General features: G+C 64.0%; 13 protein-coding genes and 1 pseudogene. 10 read left to right on the top strand and 4 right to left on the bottom strand.

The annotated features are described in order from the left end of the window. Positions 1-56: 56 nt before the first annotated feature. Positions 57-287 (top strand): DUF3717 domain-containing protein, encoded by a 231-nt coding sequence (locus U5A65_RS15435; protein ID WP_028203283.1) that lies wholly within the window; start codon positions 57-59, stop codon positions 285-287. Between the two features lie 103 nt (positions 288-390). Here U5A65_RS15435 and U5A65_RS15430 read toward each other — a convergent pair. Both U5A65_RS15430 and phhA read right to left on the bottom strand, forming a co-directional pair. After that, positions 391-705 (bottom strand): annotated as a pseudogene (locus U5A65_RS15430) (4a-hydroxytetrahydrobiopterin dehydratase); the annotation flags it as partial. Between the two features lie 201 nt (positions 706-906). Beyond that, positions 907-1,800: a phenylalanine 4-monooxygenase gene (phhA, locus tag U5A65_RS15425; RefSeq protein ID WP_321946754.1), complete on the bottom strand. Its 894-nt coding sequence runs from the start codon at positions 1,798-1,800 to the stop codon at positions 907-909. A 141-nt stretch (positions 1,801-1,941) separates the two neighbouring features. On the opposite strand from phhA, the gene U5A65_RS15420 reads away from it, so the two are divergent. After that, positions 1,942-2,433, top strand: a complete 492-nt coding sequence (locus tag U5A65_RS15420; protein ID WP_028203286.1) for an Lrp/AsnC family transcriptional regulator — start codon at positions 1,942-1,944, stop codon at positions 2,431-2,433. A gap of 58 nt (positions 2,434-2,491) precedes the next feature. Here U5A65_RS15420 and U5A65_RS15415 read toward each other — a convergent pair whose 3' ends face one another. Both U5A65_RS15415 and U5A65_RS15410 read right to left on the bottom strand, forming a co-directional pair. Beyond that, positions 2,492-3,016, bottom strand: a complete 525-nt coding sequence (locus U5A65_RS15415) for a class IV adenylate cyclase (protein ID WP_201698411.1) — start codon at positions 3,014-3,016, stop codon at positions 2,492-2,494. A 214-nt stretch (positions 3,017-3,230) separates the two neighbouring features. Continuing rightward, positions 3,231-4,118: a LysR family transcriptional regulator gene (locus U5A65_RS15410; RefSeq protein WP_321934485.1), complete on the bottom strand. Its 888-nt coding sequence runs from the start codon at positions 4,116-4,118 to the stop codon at positions 3,231-3,233. 112 nt (positions 4,119-4,230) lie between these two features. Here U5A65_RS15410 and U5A65_RS15405 point away from each other — a divergent pair, with 112 nt between their 5' ends. From U5A65_RS15405 to U5A65_RS15370, 8 genes are all read left to right on the top strand, one after another. Then, positions 4,231-5,754: a CoA-acylating methylmalonate-semialdehyde dehydrogenase gene (locus tag U5A65_RS15405; protein WP_321934486.1), complete on the top strand. Its 1,524-nt coding sequence runs from the start codon at positions 4,231-4,233 to the stop codon at positions 5,752-5,754. A gap of 115 nt (positions 5,755-5,869) precedes the next feature. Further along, complete coding sequence (locus U5A65_RS15400) at positions 5,870-7,588, top strand: GMC family oxidoreductase (protein WP_321934487.1); 1,719 nt, start codon at positions 5,870-5,872, stop codon at positions 7,586-7,588. 370 nt (positions 7,589-7,958) lie between these two features. Next, positions 7,959-8,738 (top strand): ABC transporter ATP-binding protein, encoded by a 780-nt coding sequence (locus U5A65_RS15395; RefSeq protein WP_028203291.1) that lies wholly within the window; start codon positions 7,959-7,961, stop codon positions 8,736-8,738. Then, entirely contained in the window at positions 8,735-9,505 is a 771-nt protein-coding gene (locus tag U5A65_RS15390; protein WP_321907200.1) for an ABC transporter ATP-binding protein, read from the top strand. Before U5A65_RS15395 ends, U5A65_RS15390 begins: the two co-directional genes overlap by 4 nt. Before the next feature lie 109 nt (positions 9,506-9,614). Further along, the gene (locus tag U5A65_RS15385; RefSeq protein WP_321907198.1) at positions 9,615-10,832 is read left to right on the top strand and encodes an ABC transporter substrate-binding protein; all 1,218 of its coding nucleotides are present in this window, start codon (positions 9,615-9,617) and stop codon (positions 10,830-10,832) included. Between the two features lie 117 nt (positions 10,833-10,949). Further along, positions 10,950-11,834: a branched-chain amino acid ABC transporter permease gene (locus U5A65_RS15380; RefSeq protein WP_321907196.1), complete on the top strand. Its 885-nt coding sequence runs from the start codon at positions 10,950-10,952 to the stop codon at positions 11,832-11,834. Continuing rightward, positions 11,834-12,805 (top strand): branched-chain amino acid ABC transporter permease, encoded by a 972-nt coding sequence (locus U5A65_RS15375; RefSeq protein WP_321907787.1) that lies wholly within the window; start codon positions 11,834-11,836, stop codon positions 12,803-12,805. The genes U5A65_RS15380 and U5A65_RS15375 overlap by 1 nt, the downstream gene beginning before the upstream one ends. A 692-nt stretch (positions 12,806-13,497) precedes the next feature. Continuing rightward, positions 13,498-14,664 (top strand): ABC transporter substrate-binding protein, encoded by a 1,167-nt coding sequence (locus tag U5A65_RS15370; RefSeq protein WP_321946753.1) that lies wholly within the window; start codon positions 13,498-13,500, stop codon positions 14,662-14,664. Positions 14,665-14,864 lie beyond the last annotated feature (200 nt).

Below are 14,864 nucleotides of genomic sequence, written 5' to 3'. Positions count from 1 at the left end.
AAGCGTCGCTTGCTGACATTACGGCATAGCCCGACGGTTGCGCGATCACGATCCACATGTCCGATATTTCGATCACCGAACTCGAAGCCGCGATCAACTTCTGGCGCAACCGCTCGCCTTCGATTGGCGACGAACTCGCGTTGTGCCAGGAGGCGAGTGCGCTCTCCAAGCCTTATGCGCTGCTGATTGTACAGCGTCAGAACGCCATATCACCGGAACGTTTAGACCCGATTGCCCGCGCTGCCTGGGAGTCTTACGTATCCATCAAGAATAGCCTTCAAAGCTGAAGGTTTGAAGGCCCGCTACCCTGCATTATGCTTTCACGGCACGCTGCGCGCGCGTTGTGTGCACTCGCCGTGCGCACAGCGTACCCATGCTTGGTACTGCTGCTTATGCGCTGAGCGGTCCAGGCGCGATCGAGTCGATGAAGCGCGCGAGTTCGATGTCGCGTGAGGTGAGGCCGTCGGCTTCGTGGGTGGAGAGCGTGATTTCGACGCGGTTGTACACATTGAACCACTCGGGGTGGTGGTTCATTTCCTGCGCCTTGATGGCCACGCGCGTCATGAAGCCGAATGCTTCATTGAAGTCGGCGAAGCGGAAGTGGCGCTGGATCGCGTCGCGGCCGGCGACGGCCTGCCAGCCGCGCAGGTCGGCGAGTTGCGATGCGCGCTCTTCGGATGTGAGTCGGTTGATCATCGTTGCACCTGTGTTGAGCTTGGGGCCTGGCGTGCGCCGTTAGCCGATCAGCCATTTTTTCACTAATGGGACGCGTGTGCGAGCGGCCCGGTCAAGGAACGTGCGCATGTTGCGGCGCAAAGCGCAGTTGCGTCCCGTATTGCGTCCGATCTTGCGTCGGCGTTGGCTGGGAGTTGCGTCTACTGGTCGCGCTGCCCGGCCGCCTTGCGCTCAGACATCGCCGTCATCGAGCCAGCCTTCGCCCGTGCCGCGCGTGATGATCGTGTCGCTGTGCAGCACGTCGCCCGCCGCGTGAGGCTGCGACGCGATGAGCGCCGCCGGGTCGGCGAGGCGCGACGCAATGCCCGCACCCAGCGCTTCGAATAGCTGGGCGAGCGAGTCGATCACGAAGTAGGTTTTCTGGAACGTGTCGATGCGATAGCGCGTGCGCAGCACGCGGTCGAGGTCGAACGCCAGCCGGTTCGGCGCCGCGCTTTCCACGCTGTAGAGCGTCTCGCCCTTGCTCGACACGATGCCGGCGCCGTAGATCTTCACGCCGTCTGGCGCGCTCGCGTCGCGCATCAAACCGAACTCCACCGTGTACCAGTAGAGCCGCGCGAGCAACGGCAGCGCGCGCTCCTCGACGGCAAGCGCCGCGCGGCCATAGGCGTGAATCGCATCGGCGAAAGTGGGGTCGGTGAGCAGCGGCACATGGCCGAACAGGTCATGGAAACAGTCGGGTTCCTGCAGATAGTCGAGCTGATCGGGACGGCGCATCCACCAGGTGACGGGAAAGCGACGGTTCGCAAGGTGCTCGAAGAAGATGCGATCCGGCACGAGGCCCGGCACCGCCACGATGCGCCATCCGGTTGCCGCCATCAGACGCTCGCTCACCTGCTCGAAGGAAGGAACGTGGGAAACGTTCAGGCCGATGCGCGTGGCGCCTTCAAGGAACGCCTCGCAGGCGCGGCCTTCGAGCAGCGCGTGCTGACGCCGGTAGAGCTGGTCCCATACGGCGTGATCGGCCGCACCATAGCGCTCGAGCGGCTGGTCTATCGTGAAATCGGGACGGGTGGTGAGACCCGCGTCGAACTGCTCCTGCAGTTTCGCGGTGGCGGCGGCCATGTTCGTAACGCTCCACTAAAAAGGCTTGCTGTTGTGCAAGTCTAGAGCGGATGGCGCGCGGCATGTGCGCGTATTGAACGAGATTAGTCTCTGATATGCAATAATCGAGCGTTATCAAGTCAATCAATGCGGATTTCATTCATGCTCGAACTCGATCATTTCGATCTGGCGCTCCTCGACGTGCTGCAGCGCTTTGGCCGCGCTACGCACCAGCAGCTTGGCGAGCAGGTGCCGCTCTCGCCCTCGCAGATCGGCAGGCGGCTGCAGCGTCTCGAGGCCTCGGGGGTGATCGACGGCTATCGCGTGGTGCTGCGGCCCGAAAAGCTCGGGCTGGGCGTGACCGCGTTCACGAGCCTGAAGCTCAAGCATCACGGGGATTCGATCATCGAGCAGTTCCAGCAGCAGATCGACGTGCTGCCCGAAGTGCTCGAATGTCATGCCGTGGTGGGTGACGCCGACTATTTGCTGCGTATCGTCGCGCCCGATCTGAACGCGCTTTCGACCTTCGTCATGAAGAAGCTCATGCGCGTGCCCGGCGTGGACAGCGTGCGCTCGAACATCGTGCTCACCACGTTCAAGCGCAACGGGCCGCTGCCGCTGGGTCATCTGGAGCCGGGCGCGCCGGCTGCGTGAGCGTAGGGCCGCAAAGGGTGGATAAGGGCCGCAAGGGCCCGTTTGCTGATTAAACCGATCAGGCCGCACTTGCCGTATTGAGCAGATCGACGTAAGCCACCGCGACGAGATCGCTTTCGTCCACGCCGAGCTTCGCGAACACCGCGTGCGCCTCGGCTTCGCCGCCTTGCTCGTCGTCCTCGGGGCCGAGCACCACTTCCAGTTCGACGAAGTCGCCCAGGCCGTCCACGCGGTCCAGATGGATGCGCGTGCGGCCCGCCAGATACACGTGGCGCTCCTTCGAGACGATGCCGCGCGTGGTGAGCGCCGTGGCGAGCAGCGAGTGCATGGCCTCGGCATTGGTCACAGGGCTGCGCGTGTAGTACGAGGCCTTCGGGCCGTCGCGATCGTCGCGCTGATAAAAGATCAGCTCGGGCGGCGTGCCGTCGTCGAACTGGCGCAGCTTCAGGCGGCCGCGCGGTACATCGTAGAAGAAGTCCTGCTGGCGAAAGATCAGGGGCGCATCGGATGCGAGCTGGGAAGCGCGCTCGCGCAGGGCGTCGAATTGACGGGCGCGGGCTTTGATTTCGATGTTGCGGGCCATGCAAGGCTCCTGTCGAACGAAGGGAACAAGGGGAACAAGCGGAACGATCGGAGAGGCTGGAAACGCGCCGCGCAGGGTGAGCACGCCGGCAGGCGTGCCGAAAACGCGGAGCGAATTCCCAATCTATCAAAACTTGTGTGACAGCGCTGTTACGCGGCTCGTGCGGCGCTCGCGTCGGACATGACCGGCGCACGCGCATCTTCATGAGCGCGGCTCATATCGCCCATTGCGTTTCGATCGACTTGAGCGCCGCCGCAATGGTCGGCTCGTCGCGTCGCGCGGCGAGCGTGATAAAGGTGAGTTCCGTGGGCACCGCCACGCCTTCGACGATGGTGAGCCCGTGCGCGTGCGCTTCGGCGAGAGCCGTGGAATCGCGCGCGAGTGTGAGCCCCACGCCCGACTTCACGAGATCGAGCATCGACGGCTCCTGGTCCACCTCGGCCACCTTCACGGGTTTCGCATTCGCGGCCTCGAACAGCGTGGTGAGCAGGCGATTGTGCGCGGAGGCGGGCGGCGTCCAGATCCACGGCAGCGCGGCGAGCGCGCGCCAGTCCCGCGCGTCCTTCACGCGGTCCTTCCAGCCCGCGGGCGCGAGCACGCGGTACTGAAAGCGTGTGAGCGTGATGACATGGAACATGTCGGGGTCGGGCGCGGGCTGGCCGATGTAGTAGCCGACGTCGAGTTCGCGCGAGCGCACCTGGTCGAGCACCCAGCCGGACATGCCGTGGCGCAGCGCCGTTTCGATCTGCGGCCAGGTTTCGACGAGTTGACGCAGAAAGCCGCCCAGACGCAGGAACGCCGGATCGAGAATGGTGCCGATGCGCAAGCGCCCGCGCACCTCGTGCCGCAGCGCGGCAGCGGCGCGCTGCACGTCGCCGGCGGCGGCGAGCGCACGTTCGGCATGCGGCAGCAGTGCCTGGCCGTCACGCGTGAGCGCGAGGCCGTGCGAGGTGCGCGTGAAGAGCGCGACGCCAAGGGCCTCCTGCAAATGCTTGATCTGCAGGCTCACGGCCGGCTGCGTGAGATGCAGGTGGGTGGCCGCGCGCGTGAGGTTGCCCTCGCGCGCGACCGTGACGAACGCTCGGAGCAAGGTCAGGTCCATATCCTGATATTAAACCGCCTTATATCGCTGTTGAGCATTAATCATTGGATCGCGCCCCGGCCTGCCGATTACGCTAGCTGGATCGAGGCTTCACGACAGAAGAGGCACAGACATGGGCGAGACACATCAGAGCGATGCAGGCGTGCGTACGCTCACGCACTTCGTCAACGGCAAGCCGCTGGACGGCACGAGCGAGCGTTACGGCAACGTATTCAATCCGGCGTTTGGCAAGGTGAGCGCGCGCGTGCCGCTTGCCACGGTGGCCGAAGTGGACGCGGCCGTCGCTGCCGCGGCCGCGGCGTTTCCCGAGTGGGCGGAGATGGCGCCCATCAAGCGCGCACGCATTCTCTTCAAGTTCAAGGATCTGCTCGACCAGCATCACGACGAACTCGCCGAACTGATCACGCGCGAACACGGCAAGGTGTTCTCAGATGCGAAGGGCGAGGTGATGCGCGGCATCGAGGTGGTCGAATTCGCGTGCGGCATTCCCAACCTGCTGAAGACTGACTTTACCGACCAGATCGGCGGCGGCATCGACAACTGGAATCTGCGCCAGCCGCTTGGCGTCGTGGCGGGCATCACGCCGTTCAATTTCCCGATGATGGTGCCGTGCTGGATGTTCCCCATCGCGCTCGCGTGCGGCAACACGTTCGTGCTCAAGCCTTCGGAGCGCGATCCCTCGGCTTCCGTGCGCCTTGCCGAACTGCTCAAGGAAGCGGGTTTGCCCGACGGCGTGTTCAACGTCGTGCACGGCGACAAGGTGGCCGTGGACGCGCTGCTCGTGCATCCCGAGGTCACGGCGCTGTCGTTCGTCGGCTCGACGCCGATCGCCGAGTACATCTACACGGAAGGCACGAAGCACGGCAAGCGCGTGCAGGCGCTGGGCGGCGCGAAGAATCACCTCGTCGTGATGCCGGACGCCGATCTCGACCAGGCCGTCGACGCCCTGATCGGCGCGGCATACGGGTCGGCCGGCGAGCGCTGCATGGCGATTTCGGTGGCGGTGGCCGTGGGCCATATCGCGGACGAACTCGTCGAGCGCCTCACGCCGCGCGTGAAGGCGCTGCAGATCGGCAGCGGCATGGACGGCGCCTCGGAAATGGGCCCACTTGTCACGGGCGTGCATCGCGCGAAGGTGCAGGGCTATATCGAGGCGGGCGTGGCGGCGGGCGCGAGGCTCGTGGTGGACGGGCGCGGCCACAAGGTGGACGGCCATGAGGACGGCTTCTTCCTCGGTGGCACGCTGTTCGACGATGTGAAGACCAATATGACGATCTACAAGGAAGAGATCTTTGGCCCGGTGCTTTCGGTCGTGCGCGTGCCCGATTTCGCGAGCGCCGTCGAGTTGATCAATGCGCACGAGTTCGCCAACGGCGTGTCGTGCTACACCTCGGACGGCGGCGTCGCGCGCGCGTTCTCGCGCCAGATCAAGGTGGGCATGGTGGGCATCAATGTGCCGATTCCGGTGCCGATGGCGTGGCATTCGTTCGGCGGCTGGAAGCGTTCGCTGTTCGGCGACCACCATGCTTATGGCGAGGAAGGCGTGCGCTTTTACACGCGCTACAAGAGCATCATGCAGCGCTGGCCTGACAGCATCGCCAAGGGCGCGGAGTTCACGATGCCGGTGGCGAAATAGGTGGGCAGGAGCCGGGTGGTTTATCAAGCATGACGAAGTATTCTGTGCCGCCCGGCGCCGCAATCGCAGTTCGAAAATCACAACACCAAGAAAACGTAGTGGCTGGAGACACAACATGCCTGCACCGAGTGAAGCTCAAGGAGCACGCGGCGCGCCCGCGCGCCGCCTCGAAGGCGAATTCGACTATGTGATCGTTGGCGCGGGCACAGCGGGCTGCGTGCTCGCCAACCGCCTGACCGAAGACGCCGACGTTTCCGTGCTGCTCATCGAAGCGGGCGGCACGGACGACTATCACTGGATCCACATTCCCGTCGGCTACCTGTATTGCATCGGCAATCCGCGCACCGACTGGCTCTACAAGACCGCCGCCGAAAAAGGCCTCAACGGACGCGCGCTTTCGTATCCGCGCGGGCGTGTGCTGGGCGGCTCGTCGTCGATCAACGGCATGATCTACATGCGCGGTCAGCGCGAAGACTACGACAACTGGGCGCGCGAGACGGGCGACTCCGGCTGGTCGTGGGACAGTGTGCTACCTGTGTTCCGCCGCAGCGAAGATCATCACGGCGGCGCGAGCGAGTTTCACGGCGCGGGCGGCCAATGGCGAGTGGAGAAGCAGCGCCTGAAGTGGCAGATTCTCGAATCGTTCGCGCACGCGGCGCAGGAGCAGGGCATTGCCGCCACCGACGACTTCAATCGCGGCGACAACAGCGGCGTGGGCTATTTCGAAGTGAACCAGAAGCGCGGCGTGCGCTGGAACGCGTCGAAGGCGTTCCTGCGCGCGGCGATGAAGCGACCCAACCTGACGGTCGTGACCGGCGCGCTCACTCAGCGCGTGATTTTCGAAGGCAAGCGCTGCGTGGGCGTGGAGTATCGCGGCGATGTGGATTACGTGGCGCGCGCGCGTTGCGAAGTCATCCTGAGCGCCGGCGCCGTGAATTCGCCGCAACTGCTCGAGCTTTCCGGCATCGGCGACGCACAGCGGCTCGCGCAGCTCGACATTGGCGTGGTGCAGGATCTGCGCGGCGTGGGCGAGAACCTGCAGGATCATCTGCAATTGCGCATGGCGTTTCGCGTGAACGGCGTGCGTACGCTCAACACGCTTTCCGCGCACTGGTGGGGCAAGCTGATGATCGGCATGGAGTACGCGTTCTTCCAGAGCGGGCCCATGTCGATGGCCCCCTCGCAGCTCGGCGCGTTCGCGAAGTCGGACCCGAACGATCCCGCGCTTACGCGGCCCGACCTCCAGTATCACGTGCAGCCGCTGTCGCTCGACCGCTTCGGCGAGCCGTTGCATCGCTTCAATGCGTTCACGGCGTCGGTGTGCAATTTGCGGCCCACGTCGCGCGGCAGTATCCACGCAGTTTCGGCGGACCCGGCGCAAGCGCCCGCCATCGCGCCCAATTATCTTTCGACCGATCACGACCTGCGCGTGGCGGCGAACTCGATACGGCTGACGCGGCGCATCGCGGCCAGCGCAGCGCTTGCGCGTTACGAGCCGCAAGAGATCCTGCCCGGGCTCGCATTTCAGAGCGAGGAGCAACTGCGCGAGGCAGCGGGCAACGTCGGCACGACGATCTTTCACCCGGTCGGCACGTGCCGCATGGGCCGCGCCGACGATCCGGACGCCGTGGTCGACGCGCGCCTGCGCGTGCGCGGGGTGGAGGGCCTGCGTGTGGTGGACGCTTCGGTCATGCCGACCATTACTTCGGGCAACACGAATTCGCCGACGCTGATGATCGCAGAGCGCGCCGCCGAGATGCTGCGCGCCGATCGTCGCGAAGGTGCACGTGCGCAAACGGAGGCCGCCGCCGGTGCGACGTTGACGACCGCCTGAGGGCATGGAGCGGCGCGCAAGATAGCGTCGTTCCGGCAGCGATAGTAGACGCGCGCGGAAGCGCTTCCGCGCGCGTGTTTCTGTACGTCTGTCAGAGGCGGGTTTGCGCTGATTGTGCGGCTAACGTGCGGCTAATTTTCATCGAACTGTCGTCAATTGTCGATTTAAGCGTTCACTGTCCTTGTGATGCTCCCTTAAGTGCAAATCCCAATGATTGCGCTGCATCATTGGCGAGACAATGACGCGAAAGTCGGCAGGCGCGCGTTGCGCGCATCGGGAGGCGCGCCGCACCGTCCGCGCCGGGCCTGACCGTGCACCACAAGTCACGGACGGTCTGCAGTGTTACGCCTTACCACGCTCGGAAGGGGACATGATTCTCGGCGACACGATTCTGGAGACGCGCGACCTCACGAAACAGTTCAAGGGCTTTACGGCCGTGAACGGCGTGAACCTGCGCGTATGCCGCGGCTCGATCCATGCGCTGATCGGACCGAACGGCGCAGGCAAGACCACCTGCTTCAATCTGCTCACCAAATTCCTCGTGCCCAGCGCGGGGCGCATCGTCTTCAACGGCATCGACATCACGCACGAGCGGCCCGCACAGATCGCGCGGCGCGGCATTATCCGCTCGTTTCAGATCTCCGCCGTGTTTCCTCACCTCACGGCGCTCCAGAACGTGCGCGTGGGCCTGCAGCGCTCGCTCGGCACCGCTTACCACTTCTGGAAAAGCGAACGCACACTCGCGGAGCTCAACGACCGCGCCATGGATCTGCTCACGCAAGTGGGCCTGACCGATTTCGCCGATGTGCCCACGGTCGAGCTGGCCTACGGCCGCAAGCGCGCGCTGGAAATCGCCACGACGCTCGCCATGGAGCCGGAGCTGATGCTGCTCGACGAACCGACCCAGGGCATGGGCCACGAAGACGTGGACCGCGTGACGGCGCTGATCAAGAAAGTCTCGAGTGGCCGCACGATCCTCATGGTCGAGCACAACATGAACGTGATTGCCGGCATCTCCGACACCATCACGGTGCTCCAGCGCGGCGAGGTGCTCGCCGAAGGCAGCTACGCCGAAGTCTCGAAGAACCCGCTCGTCGCCGAAGCCTATATGGGCAGCGCGGACGCGGCGCTCACGGGGGCGCACGCATGAACACGGTCACCGAACGCGAGGCGGCCGCCACTGCCGGCGCAGCCGATAGCGCGAAGGCGCTGGAGATCGCGGGGCTGCAGGCGTGGTACGGCGAATCGCACATTCTGCACGGCGTGGATCTGTCCGTTGGGCGCGGCGAGGTCGTGACGCTGCTCGGGCGCAACGGCGCGGGCCGCACCACGACACTGCGCGCCATCATGGGACTCACCGGGCGGCGCACGGGGTCGATCCGCATTGGCGGCCAAGAGACTGTCCAGATGCCGACGTATCGCATCGCACACTGCGGCGTGGGCTATTGCCCCGAGGAGCGCGGCATTTTCTCGAGCCTTTCGTGCGAAGAAAATCTGCTTCTGCCGCCGCATATCGGCGCTAAAGGCGCGAAGCTGGCCGAGGGCATGTCGCTCGACGAGATCTACGCGATGTTCCCCAATCTCGCTGAACGTCGCCACAGTCAGGGCACGCGGCTTTCCGGCGGCGAACAGCAGATGCTGGCTGTGGCGCGCATTCTGCGCACGGGCGCGAATCTGCTGCTGCTCGACGAGATATCCGAAGGTCTCGCGCCGGTGATCGTTCAAACGCTCGCGCGCATGATCCTCACCCTGAAGGCGCGCGGCTACACGATCGTGATGGTCGAGCAGAACTTCCGCTTTGCGGCGCCGCTCGCGGACCGCTTTTACGTGATGGAGCACGGGCGCATCGTCGAGCACTTCGGCACTGCCGAGCTCGAGGGGAAGATGCCGGTGCTGCACGACCTGCTGGGCGTTTAATTTTCGGTCTGATTTTGCGCGGCGTTGCACGGGCGCGGCGCGAATCGCTTTGCCTCCAGTGTTCATGGAGTGTTCCTGAATAACTACGCAACCAAGGAAGGAGACTGCAATGAAGAAAACCACGTTCGCGCGGCTCGCGGGCCTATTTGCCGCCTCGGCAGCTGCGATGGCGTTCAGCGCGGGGAGCGCGCAGGCCGCCGACGACGCGGTGAAGATCGGCTTCATCACCGACATGTCCGGCCTGTACGCCGACGACGACGGCCAGGGCGGCCTCACGGCAATCAAGATGGCGGTCGCGGACTTCGGCGGCAAGGTGCTCGGCAAGCCGATCCAGATCGAGTACGCCGACCACCAGAACAAGGCCGACATCGCCGCTTCGAAGGCGCGCGAATGGTTCGACCGTGACGGGCTCACCATGCTGCTCGGCGGCACGAACTCGGCAACGGCGCTGGCGATGAACCAGGTCGCGCAAGAGAAGAAGAAGGTGTACTTCAACACGGGCGCGGGCACGGACGCGCTGACGAACGAGCAGTGCACGCCGTACACGGTCCACTATGGCTATGACACGGTCGCGCTCGCAAAGGGCACCGGCCTCGCGGTGCTCAAGCAGGGCGGCAAGACCTGGTTCTTCCTGACCGCCGACTACGCGTTCGGCAAGTCGCTCGAGAAGAACACCGCGGACGTCGTGAAGGCGAACGGCGGCCAGGTGCTCGGCGAAGTGCGCCATCCGCTGTCGGCGTCGGACTTCTCGTCGTTCCTGCTGCAGGCGCAGTCGTCGAAGGCGCAGATTCTCGGCCTCGCGAACGCGGGCGGCGACACGGTCAATGCGATCAAGGCCGCGAAGGAATTCGGCATCAACAAGTCGATGAAGACCGCGGCGCTGCTGATGTTCCTGCCCGACGTGCACAGCCTCGGGCTCGACACCACGCAGGGCCTCGTGCTGACGACCGGCTGGTACTGGGACCAGAACGACGACACGCGCAAGTGGGCGCAGCGCTACTTCGAGCAGACGAAGAAGATGCCGTCCGAACTGCAGGCCGCCGACTACTCGGCGGTGACCACGTATCTGAAGGCGGTGCAGGCGGCCGGCACGACCGATTCCGACAAGGTCATGGAGCAACTGAAGAAGACGAAGGTCAACGACTTCTATACCAAGGGCGGCTATATCCGCCAGGACGGCGTGCTGATTCACGACATGTATCTGGTCGAGGTGAAGAAGCCGTCCGAGTCGAAGAAGCCGTGGGACTACTACAAGGTGCTGCAGACGATTCCGGGCGAGCAGGCCTACACGACGAAGCAGGAGAGCAAGTGCGCGCTGTGGAAGTAAGCGCGAGCGCGTAAATGCCGCAGTCGTATGCCGCGCCCGGCGCCCCGAGTTGGGTGGGCCGGGCGCGGCGCGATTGCGTAATCCGTTAATGCGTCAATGCCTCGATGGGCGGCTTTCATGATGATTTTTGGCATTCCGCTTCCGGCAATGCTGAGCCAGTTGCTCCTTGGGCTCGTGAACGGCTCGTTCTACGCGATCCTGAGCCTTGGCCTCGCGGTGATCTTCGGCATGCTCAACGTGATCAACTTCGCCCATGGCGCGTTGTTCATGCTGGGCGCGATGCTCACGTGGATGGGACTCGCGTACTTCGATCTGCCGTACTGGGCGATGCTCGTCGTCGCGCCGCTCGTGGTCGGGGCGTTCGGCATCGTGATCGAGCGCACGATGCTGCGCTGGTTGTATCGGCTCGATCATTTATATGGACTCCTGCTGACTTTTGGGCTCACGCTCGTGGTGGAAGGCGTGTTCCGCTCGATCTACGGTTCGTCCGGGCAGCCCTATAACGTCCCCGATCTGCTCGCGGGCGCGACCAATCTCGGCTTCATGTATCTGCCGAACTATCGTGCGTGGGTCGTGGTCGCTTCGCTTGCCGTGTGCTTCGCCACCTGGTTCGTGATCGAAAAAACACGCCTGGGTGCGTATCTGCGCGCGGGCACGGAGAACCCCAAGCTCGTCGAGGCGTTCGGCATCAACGTGCCGCTCATGATCACGCTTACCTACGGCTTTGGTGTGGCGCTCGCGGCGTTCGCGGGCGTGCTGGCCGCGCCTGTGATCCAGGTGTCGCCGCTCATGGGGCAGTCGATGATCATCACCGTGTTCGCCGTGGTCGTGATCGGCGGCATGGGCTCGATCATGGGCTCGATCCTCACGGGCCTCATGCTCGGCGTGATCGAAGGCTTCACGCGGGTGTTCTGGCCCGAAGCCTCCGCGACCGTGGTGTTCGTAATCATGGCGATCGTGCTGCTGATTCGCCCCGCTGGCCTCTTCGGCAAGGAACGATGATGCAAAGAAAAGCGCTCTATGGGTTGTTGCTGATCGGACTGATCGTCGCGCCGTTCGCCGGCGCCTATCCGCTCTTCGTCATGAAGGTGCTGTGCTTCGCGCTGTTTGCTGCGGCCTTTAACCTGCTGATCGGCTATACGGGCCTGCTTTCGTTTGGCCACGCGATGTTTCTCGCGAGCGCGGGCTACACGGCCGGCTACGCGATCCAGTCGCTCAATTTCACGCCCGAACTGGGCGTGCTTGCGGGCACGGCGGTGGCCACGCTGATCGGCCTGGTGGTGGGTATCTTCGCGATTCGCCGGCAGGGCATCTACTTTTCGATGGTCACGCTCGCGCTCGCGCAGATGGTCTACTTCGTGTTCCTGCAAGCGCCGTTCACGCATGGCGAGGACGGTCTGCAAGGCGTGCCGCGCGGCAAGCTGTTCGGTGTGGTTTCGCTCGATTCCGATCTCACGCTTTATTACGTCGTCCTCGTCGTAATGGTGCTGGCGTTTGGTCTGATCGTGCGCATTGTGCATTCGCCGTTCGGGCAGGTGCTCGTCGCGATCAAGGAGAACGAGCCGCGCGCGGTTTCGCTCGGCTACGACACCGACCGTTTCAAGCTGCTCGCGTTCGTGTTGTCGGCGGGGCTCGCAGGGCTGGCCGGTGCGCTCAAGGTGCTCGTGCTCGGCTTCGAAACGCTCGGCGACGCGTACTGGACCATGTCCGGCCTCGTGATCCTCATGACGCTCGTGGGCGGCATGGGCACGCTGTTCGGGCCGCTGCTTGGCGCAACGCTGATCGTCGCGCTGGAAGACCGGCTGGGTGATATCGGCACGGCGCTCGCAAGAGGGACGGGCGTGGAGTGGTTCCGCTCACTCGGTGAGTCCACAACGATCGTCACGGGCATCATCTTCATTGCCTGCGTGCTGGCGTTCCGGCGCGGCATTGTCGGCGAGATCGTGGCGCGCGTGCGGCCCTTGCGCGCGTGACGAACTGGCGTGCCATGACTGCTCGGGACTGCGATAGAATGAGCGGCCCTTGCGCGGAACGGGCAAAGGCAGGCAAACATGTCGCGTTGCGGCATGCCGGAGCGCCCCGCCGTGCGACAAATCGGTGGCACCGCGCCCCATTTCGGTGCCGCACTGCACCACTAGGGTAAATGCTAGTTGCTGCTGAGGGGGGCGAAGTTTAAAGTTTCACCTAGTTCTGATGCACCGAATTTGCAGGTGGAGAACGAGGAGACAACTGAGGCACCAAGTGCCCGGACAAGGAAGCGCTGTTGGATGAGAGTCCAACAGCGCTTTTTATATTTCTACGCACCTTCTTTCAACGGCACGGCGATTATCTTTCCCTGCTGCCGTGGCGTGCGATTTACGTTGCTTCGCACGTACAGATTATCCCTTCCCAAATTACGCAAATCGGTCCATGCGGCCGGCTTCCCCCGCTGCATAAGCGTTTGCGCATTACGCAAAGAGCGCGCTGAATCCCCTGCGTTGTAAGCTGATGGAAAGCACTTGCCATCTGAATACGCAGACCGCTACACTCGCCAATCACCGACCATGCGGTCAGCATTTTTGCGTTGATTTCCCGCAGCGGATTATCGATTCGCGCATGAGGTAATCGGCCGCGGTGCGCCACAAAATCCGTAGCAATAAAGAAAACGAATATCGAAGGAGTGGAGATGCAGTTGGTTTTGCGTTGGATGGGGGCGGCTTGCGTCGCGACCGGGGTGCTCGCGGCGACGGCCGGCGGGGCGTATGCAGACGTGAAGATCGGTGTGACGCTGTCGGCTACGGGGCCGGCTGCCTCGCTCGGCATTCCGGAAAAGAACACAGTTGCGCTGCTGCCGAAGGAAATCGCGGGCCAGAAAGTCGACTACATCGTGCTCGACGACGCCACTGATTCCACGCAGGCGGTGAAAAACGCGCGCAAGCTCACGAGCGAAGATCACGTCGACGCCTTGATCGGCTCGACCGTCGTGCCCAACTCGCTCGCCATGATCGACGTGGCCGCGGAAACGTCCACGCCGATGATCTCCATGGCCGCCGCGGCCTCCATTGTCGAACCGATGGACGCGAAGCGCGCGTGGGTCTTCAAGACGCCTCAGAACGACGCGCTGATGGCCGGCGCGATCGCACAGCACATGGCCGCGCACGGTGTGAAGACGGTGGCCTTCATTGGCTTCTCGGACGCCTATGGCGAGAGCTGGTACAAGGAATTCAACGCAGCCGCCGCGAAGCAGAACATCAAGGTGGTCGCCAACGAGCGCTTCGCGCGCAACGACGCTTCCGTCACGGGCCAGGTGCTCAAGATGATCTCGCAGCACCCCGACGCGGTGCTCATCGCGGGGGCGGGCACGCCGGCCGCGCTGCCGCAGAAAACGCTCAAGGAGCGCGGCTACACGGGCAAGTACTATCAGACGCACGGCGTGGCCAACAACGACTTCCTGCGCGTGTGCGGCAAGGACTGCGACGGCACGTATCTGCCCGCCGGGCCGCTGCTTGTCGCCGATCAATTGCCTGACTCGAATCCCGTCAAGCAATCGGCGCTTGCGTACAAGGCTGCCTATGAAAAGGCCTATGGCACGGGCTCGATCTCGACCTTCGGCGGTCACGCGTGGGACGCGGGCCTCCTGCTTCAGCACGCGATTCCGGTCGCGCTGAAGGCCGGTCAGCCGGGCACGAAGGCATTTCGCGAAGCGCTGCGCGCGGCGCTCGAGAGCTCGCACGACGTGGCCGGTGCGCACGGCATCTTCAATATGAGCGCGACCGACCACGCGGGCCTCGATCAACGTGCCCGCGTGATGGTGGAGATCGTCGGCGGCAAGTGGAAACTCGCCGGCGATTGAGCGCCGGCTGACTGACACACGGAACACGAAAAAGGCACGCTCATTCGAGGTGCCTTTTTTGTTGCCGTGACAACGGCTTCGCAGCAGCAGGGGAAGAGGGCAGTACAGCAGTTCAGCAATTCAGCAATTCAGCAGTCGATAAAAGCGGCGAGCGCACCCAGGCATGCGGCGGCTTGTGCAGCGCCGCAGGCAGGGAAAAC

Origin of the sequence: Paraburkholderia sp. J10-1, from assembly GCF_905220165.1 — a bacterium.
GTDB lineage: Bacteria > Pseudomonadota > Gammaproteobacteria > Burkholderiales > Burkholderiaceae > Paraburkholderia.
The sequence above is the reverse complement of the archived record's forward strand: the minus strand, read 5'-3'. Positions and strand labels throughout refer to the sequence as shown.

Excerpts from the sequence above, each read along its gene's own strand:
- U5A65_RS15385 (WP_321907198.1), top strand. The coding sequence starts at position 9,615 with ATGAAGAAAACCACGTTCGCGCGGCTCGCGGGCCTATTTGCCGCCTCG.
- U5A65_RS15435 (WP_028203283.1), top strand. The coding sequence starts at position 57 with ATGTCCGATATTTCGATCACCGAACTCGAAGCCGCGATCAACTTCTGG.
- U5A65_RS15380 (WP_321907196.1), top strand. The coding sequence starts at position 10,950 with ATGATGATTTTTGGCATTCCGCTTCCGGCAATGCTGAGCCAGTTGCTC.
- U5A65_RS15415 (WP_201698411.1), bottom strand. The coding sequence starts at position 3,016 with ATGGCCCGCAACATCGAAATCAAAGCCCGCGCCCGTCAATTCGACGCC.
- U5A65_RS15395 (WP_028203291.1), top strand. The coding sequence starts at position 7,959 with ATGATTCTCGGCGACACGATTCTGGAGACGCGCGACCTCACGAAACAG.
- U5A65_RS15370 (WP_321946753.1), top strand. The coding sequence starts at position 13,498 with ATGCAGTTGGTTTTGCGTTGGATGGGGGCGGCTTGCGTCGCGACCGGG.
- U5A65_RS15390 (WP_321907200.1), top strand. The coding sequence starts at position 8,735 with ATGAACACGGTCACCGAACGCGAGGCGGCCGCCACTGCCGGCGCAGCC.
- U5A65_RS15410 (WP_321934485.1), bottom strand. The coding sequence starts at position 4,118 with ATGGACCTGACCTTGCTCCGAGCGTTCGTCACGGTCGCGCGCGAGGGC.
- phhA (WP_321946754.1), bottom strand. The coding sequence starts at position 1,800 with ATGGCCGCCGCCACCGCGAAACTGCAGGAGCAGTTCGACGCGGGTCTC.
- U5A65_RS15420 (WP_028203286.1), top strand. The coding sequence starts at position 1,942 with ATGCTCGAACTCGATCATTTCGATCTGGCGCTCCTCGACGTGCTGCAG.
- U5A65_RS15405 (WP_321934486.1), top strand. The coding sequence starts at position 4,231 with ATGGGCGAGACACATCAGAGCGATGCAGGCGTGCGTACGCTCACGCAC.
- U5A65_RS15400 (WP_321934487.1), top strand. The coding sequence starts at position 5,870 with ATGCCTGCACCGAGTGAAGCTCAAGGAGCACGCGGCGCGCCCGCGCGC.
- U5A65_RS15375 (WP_321907787.1), top strand. The coding sequence starts at position 11,834 with ATGCAAAGAAAAGCGCTCTATGGGTTGTTGCTGATCGGACTGATCGTC.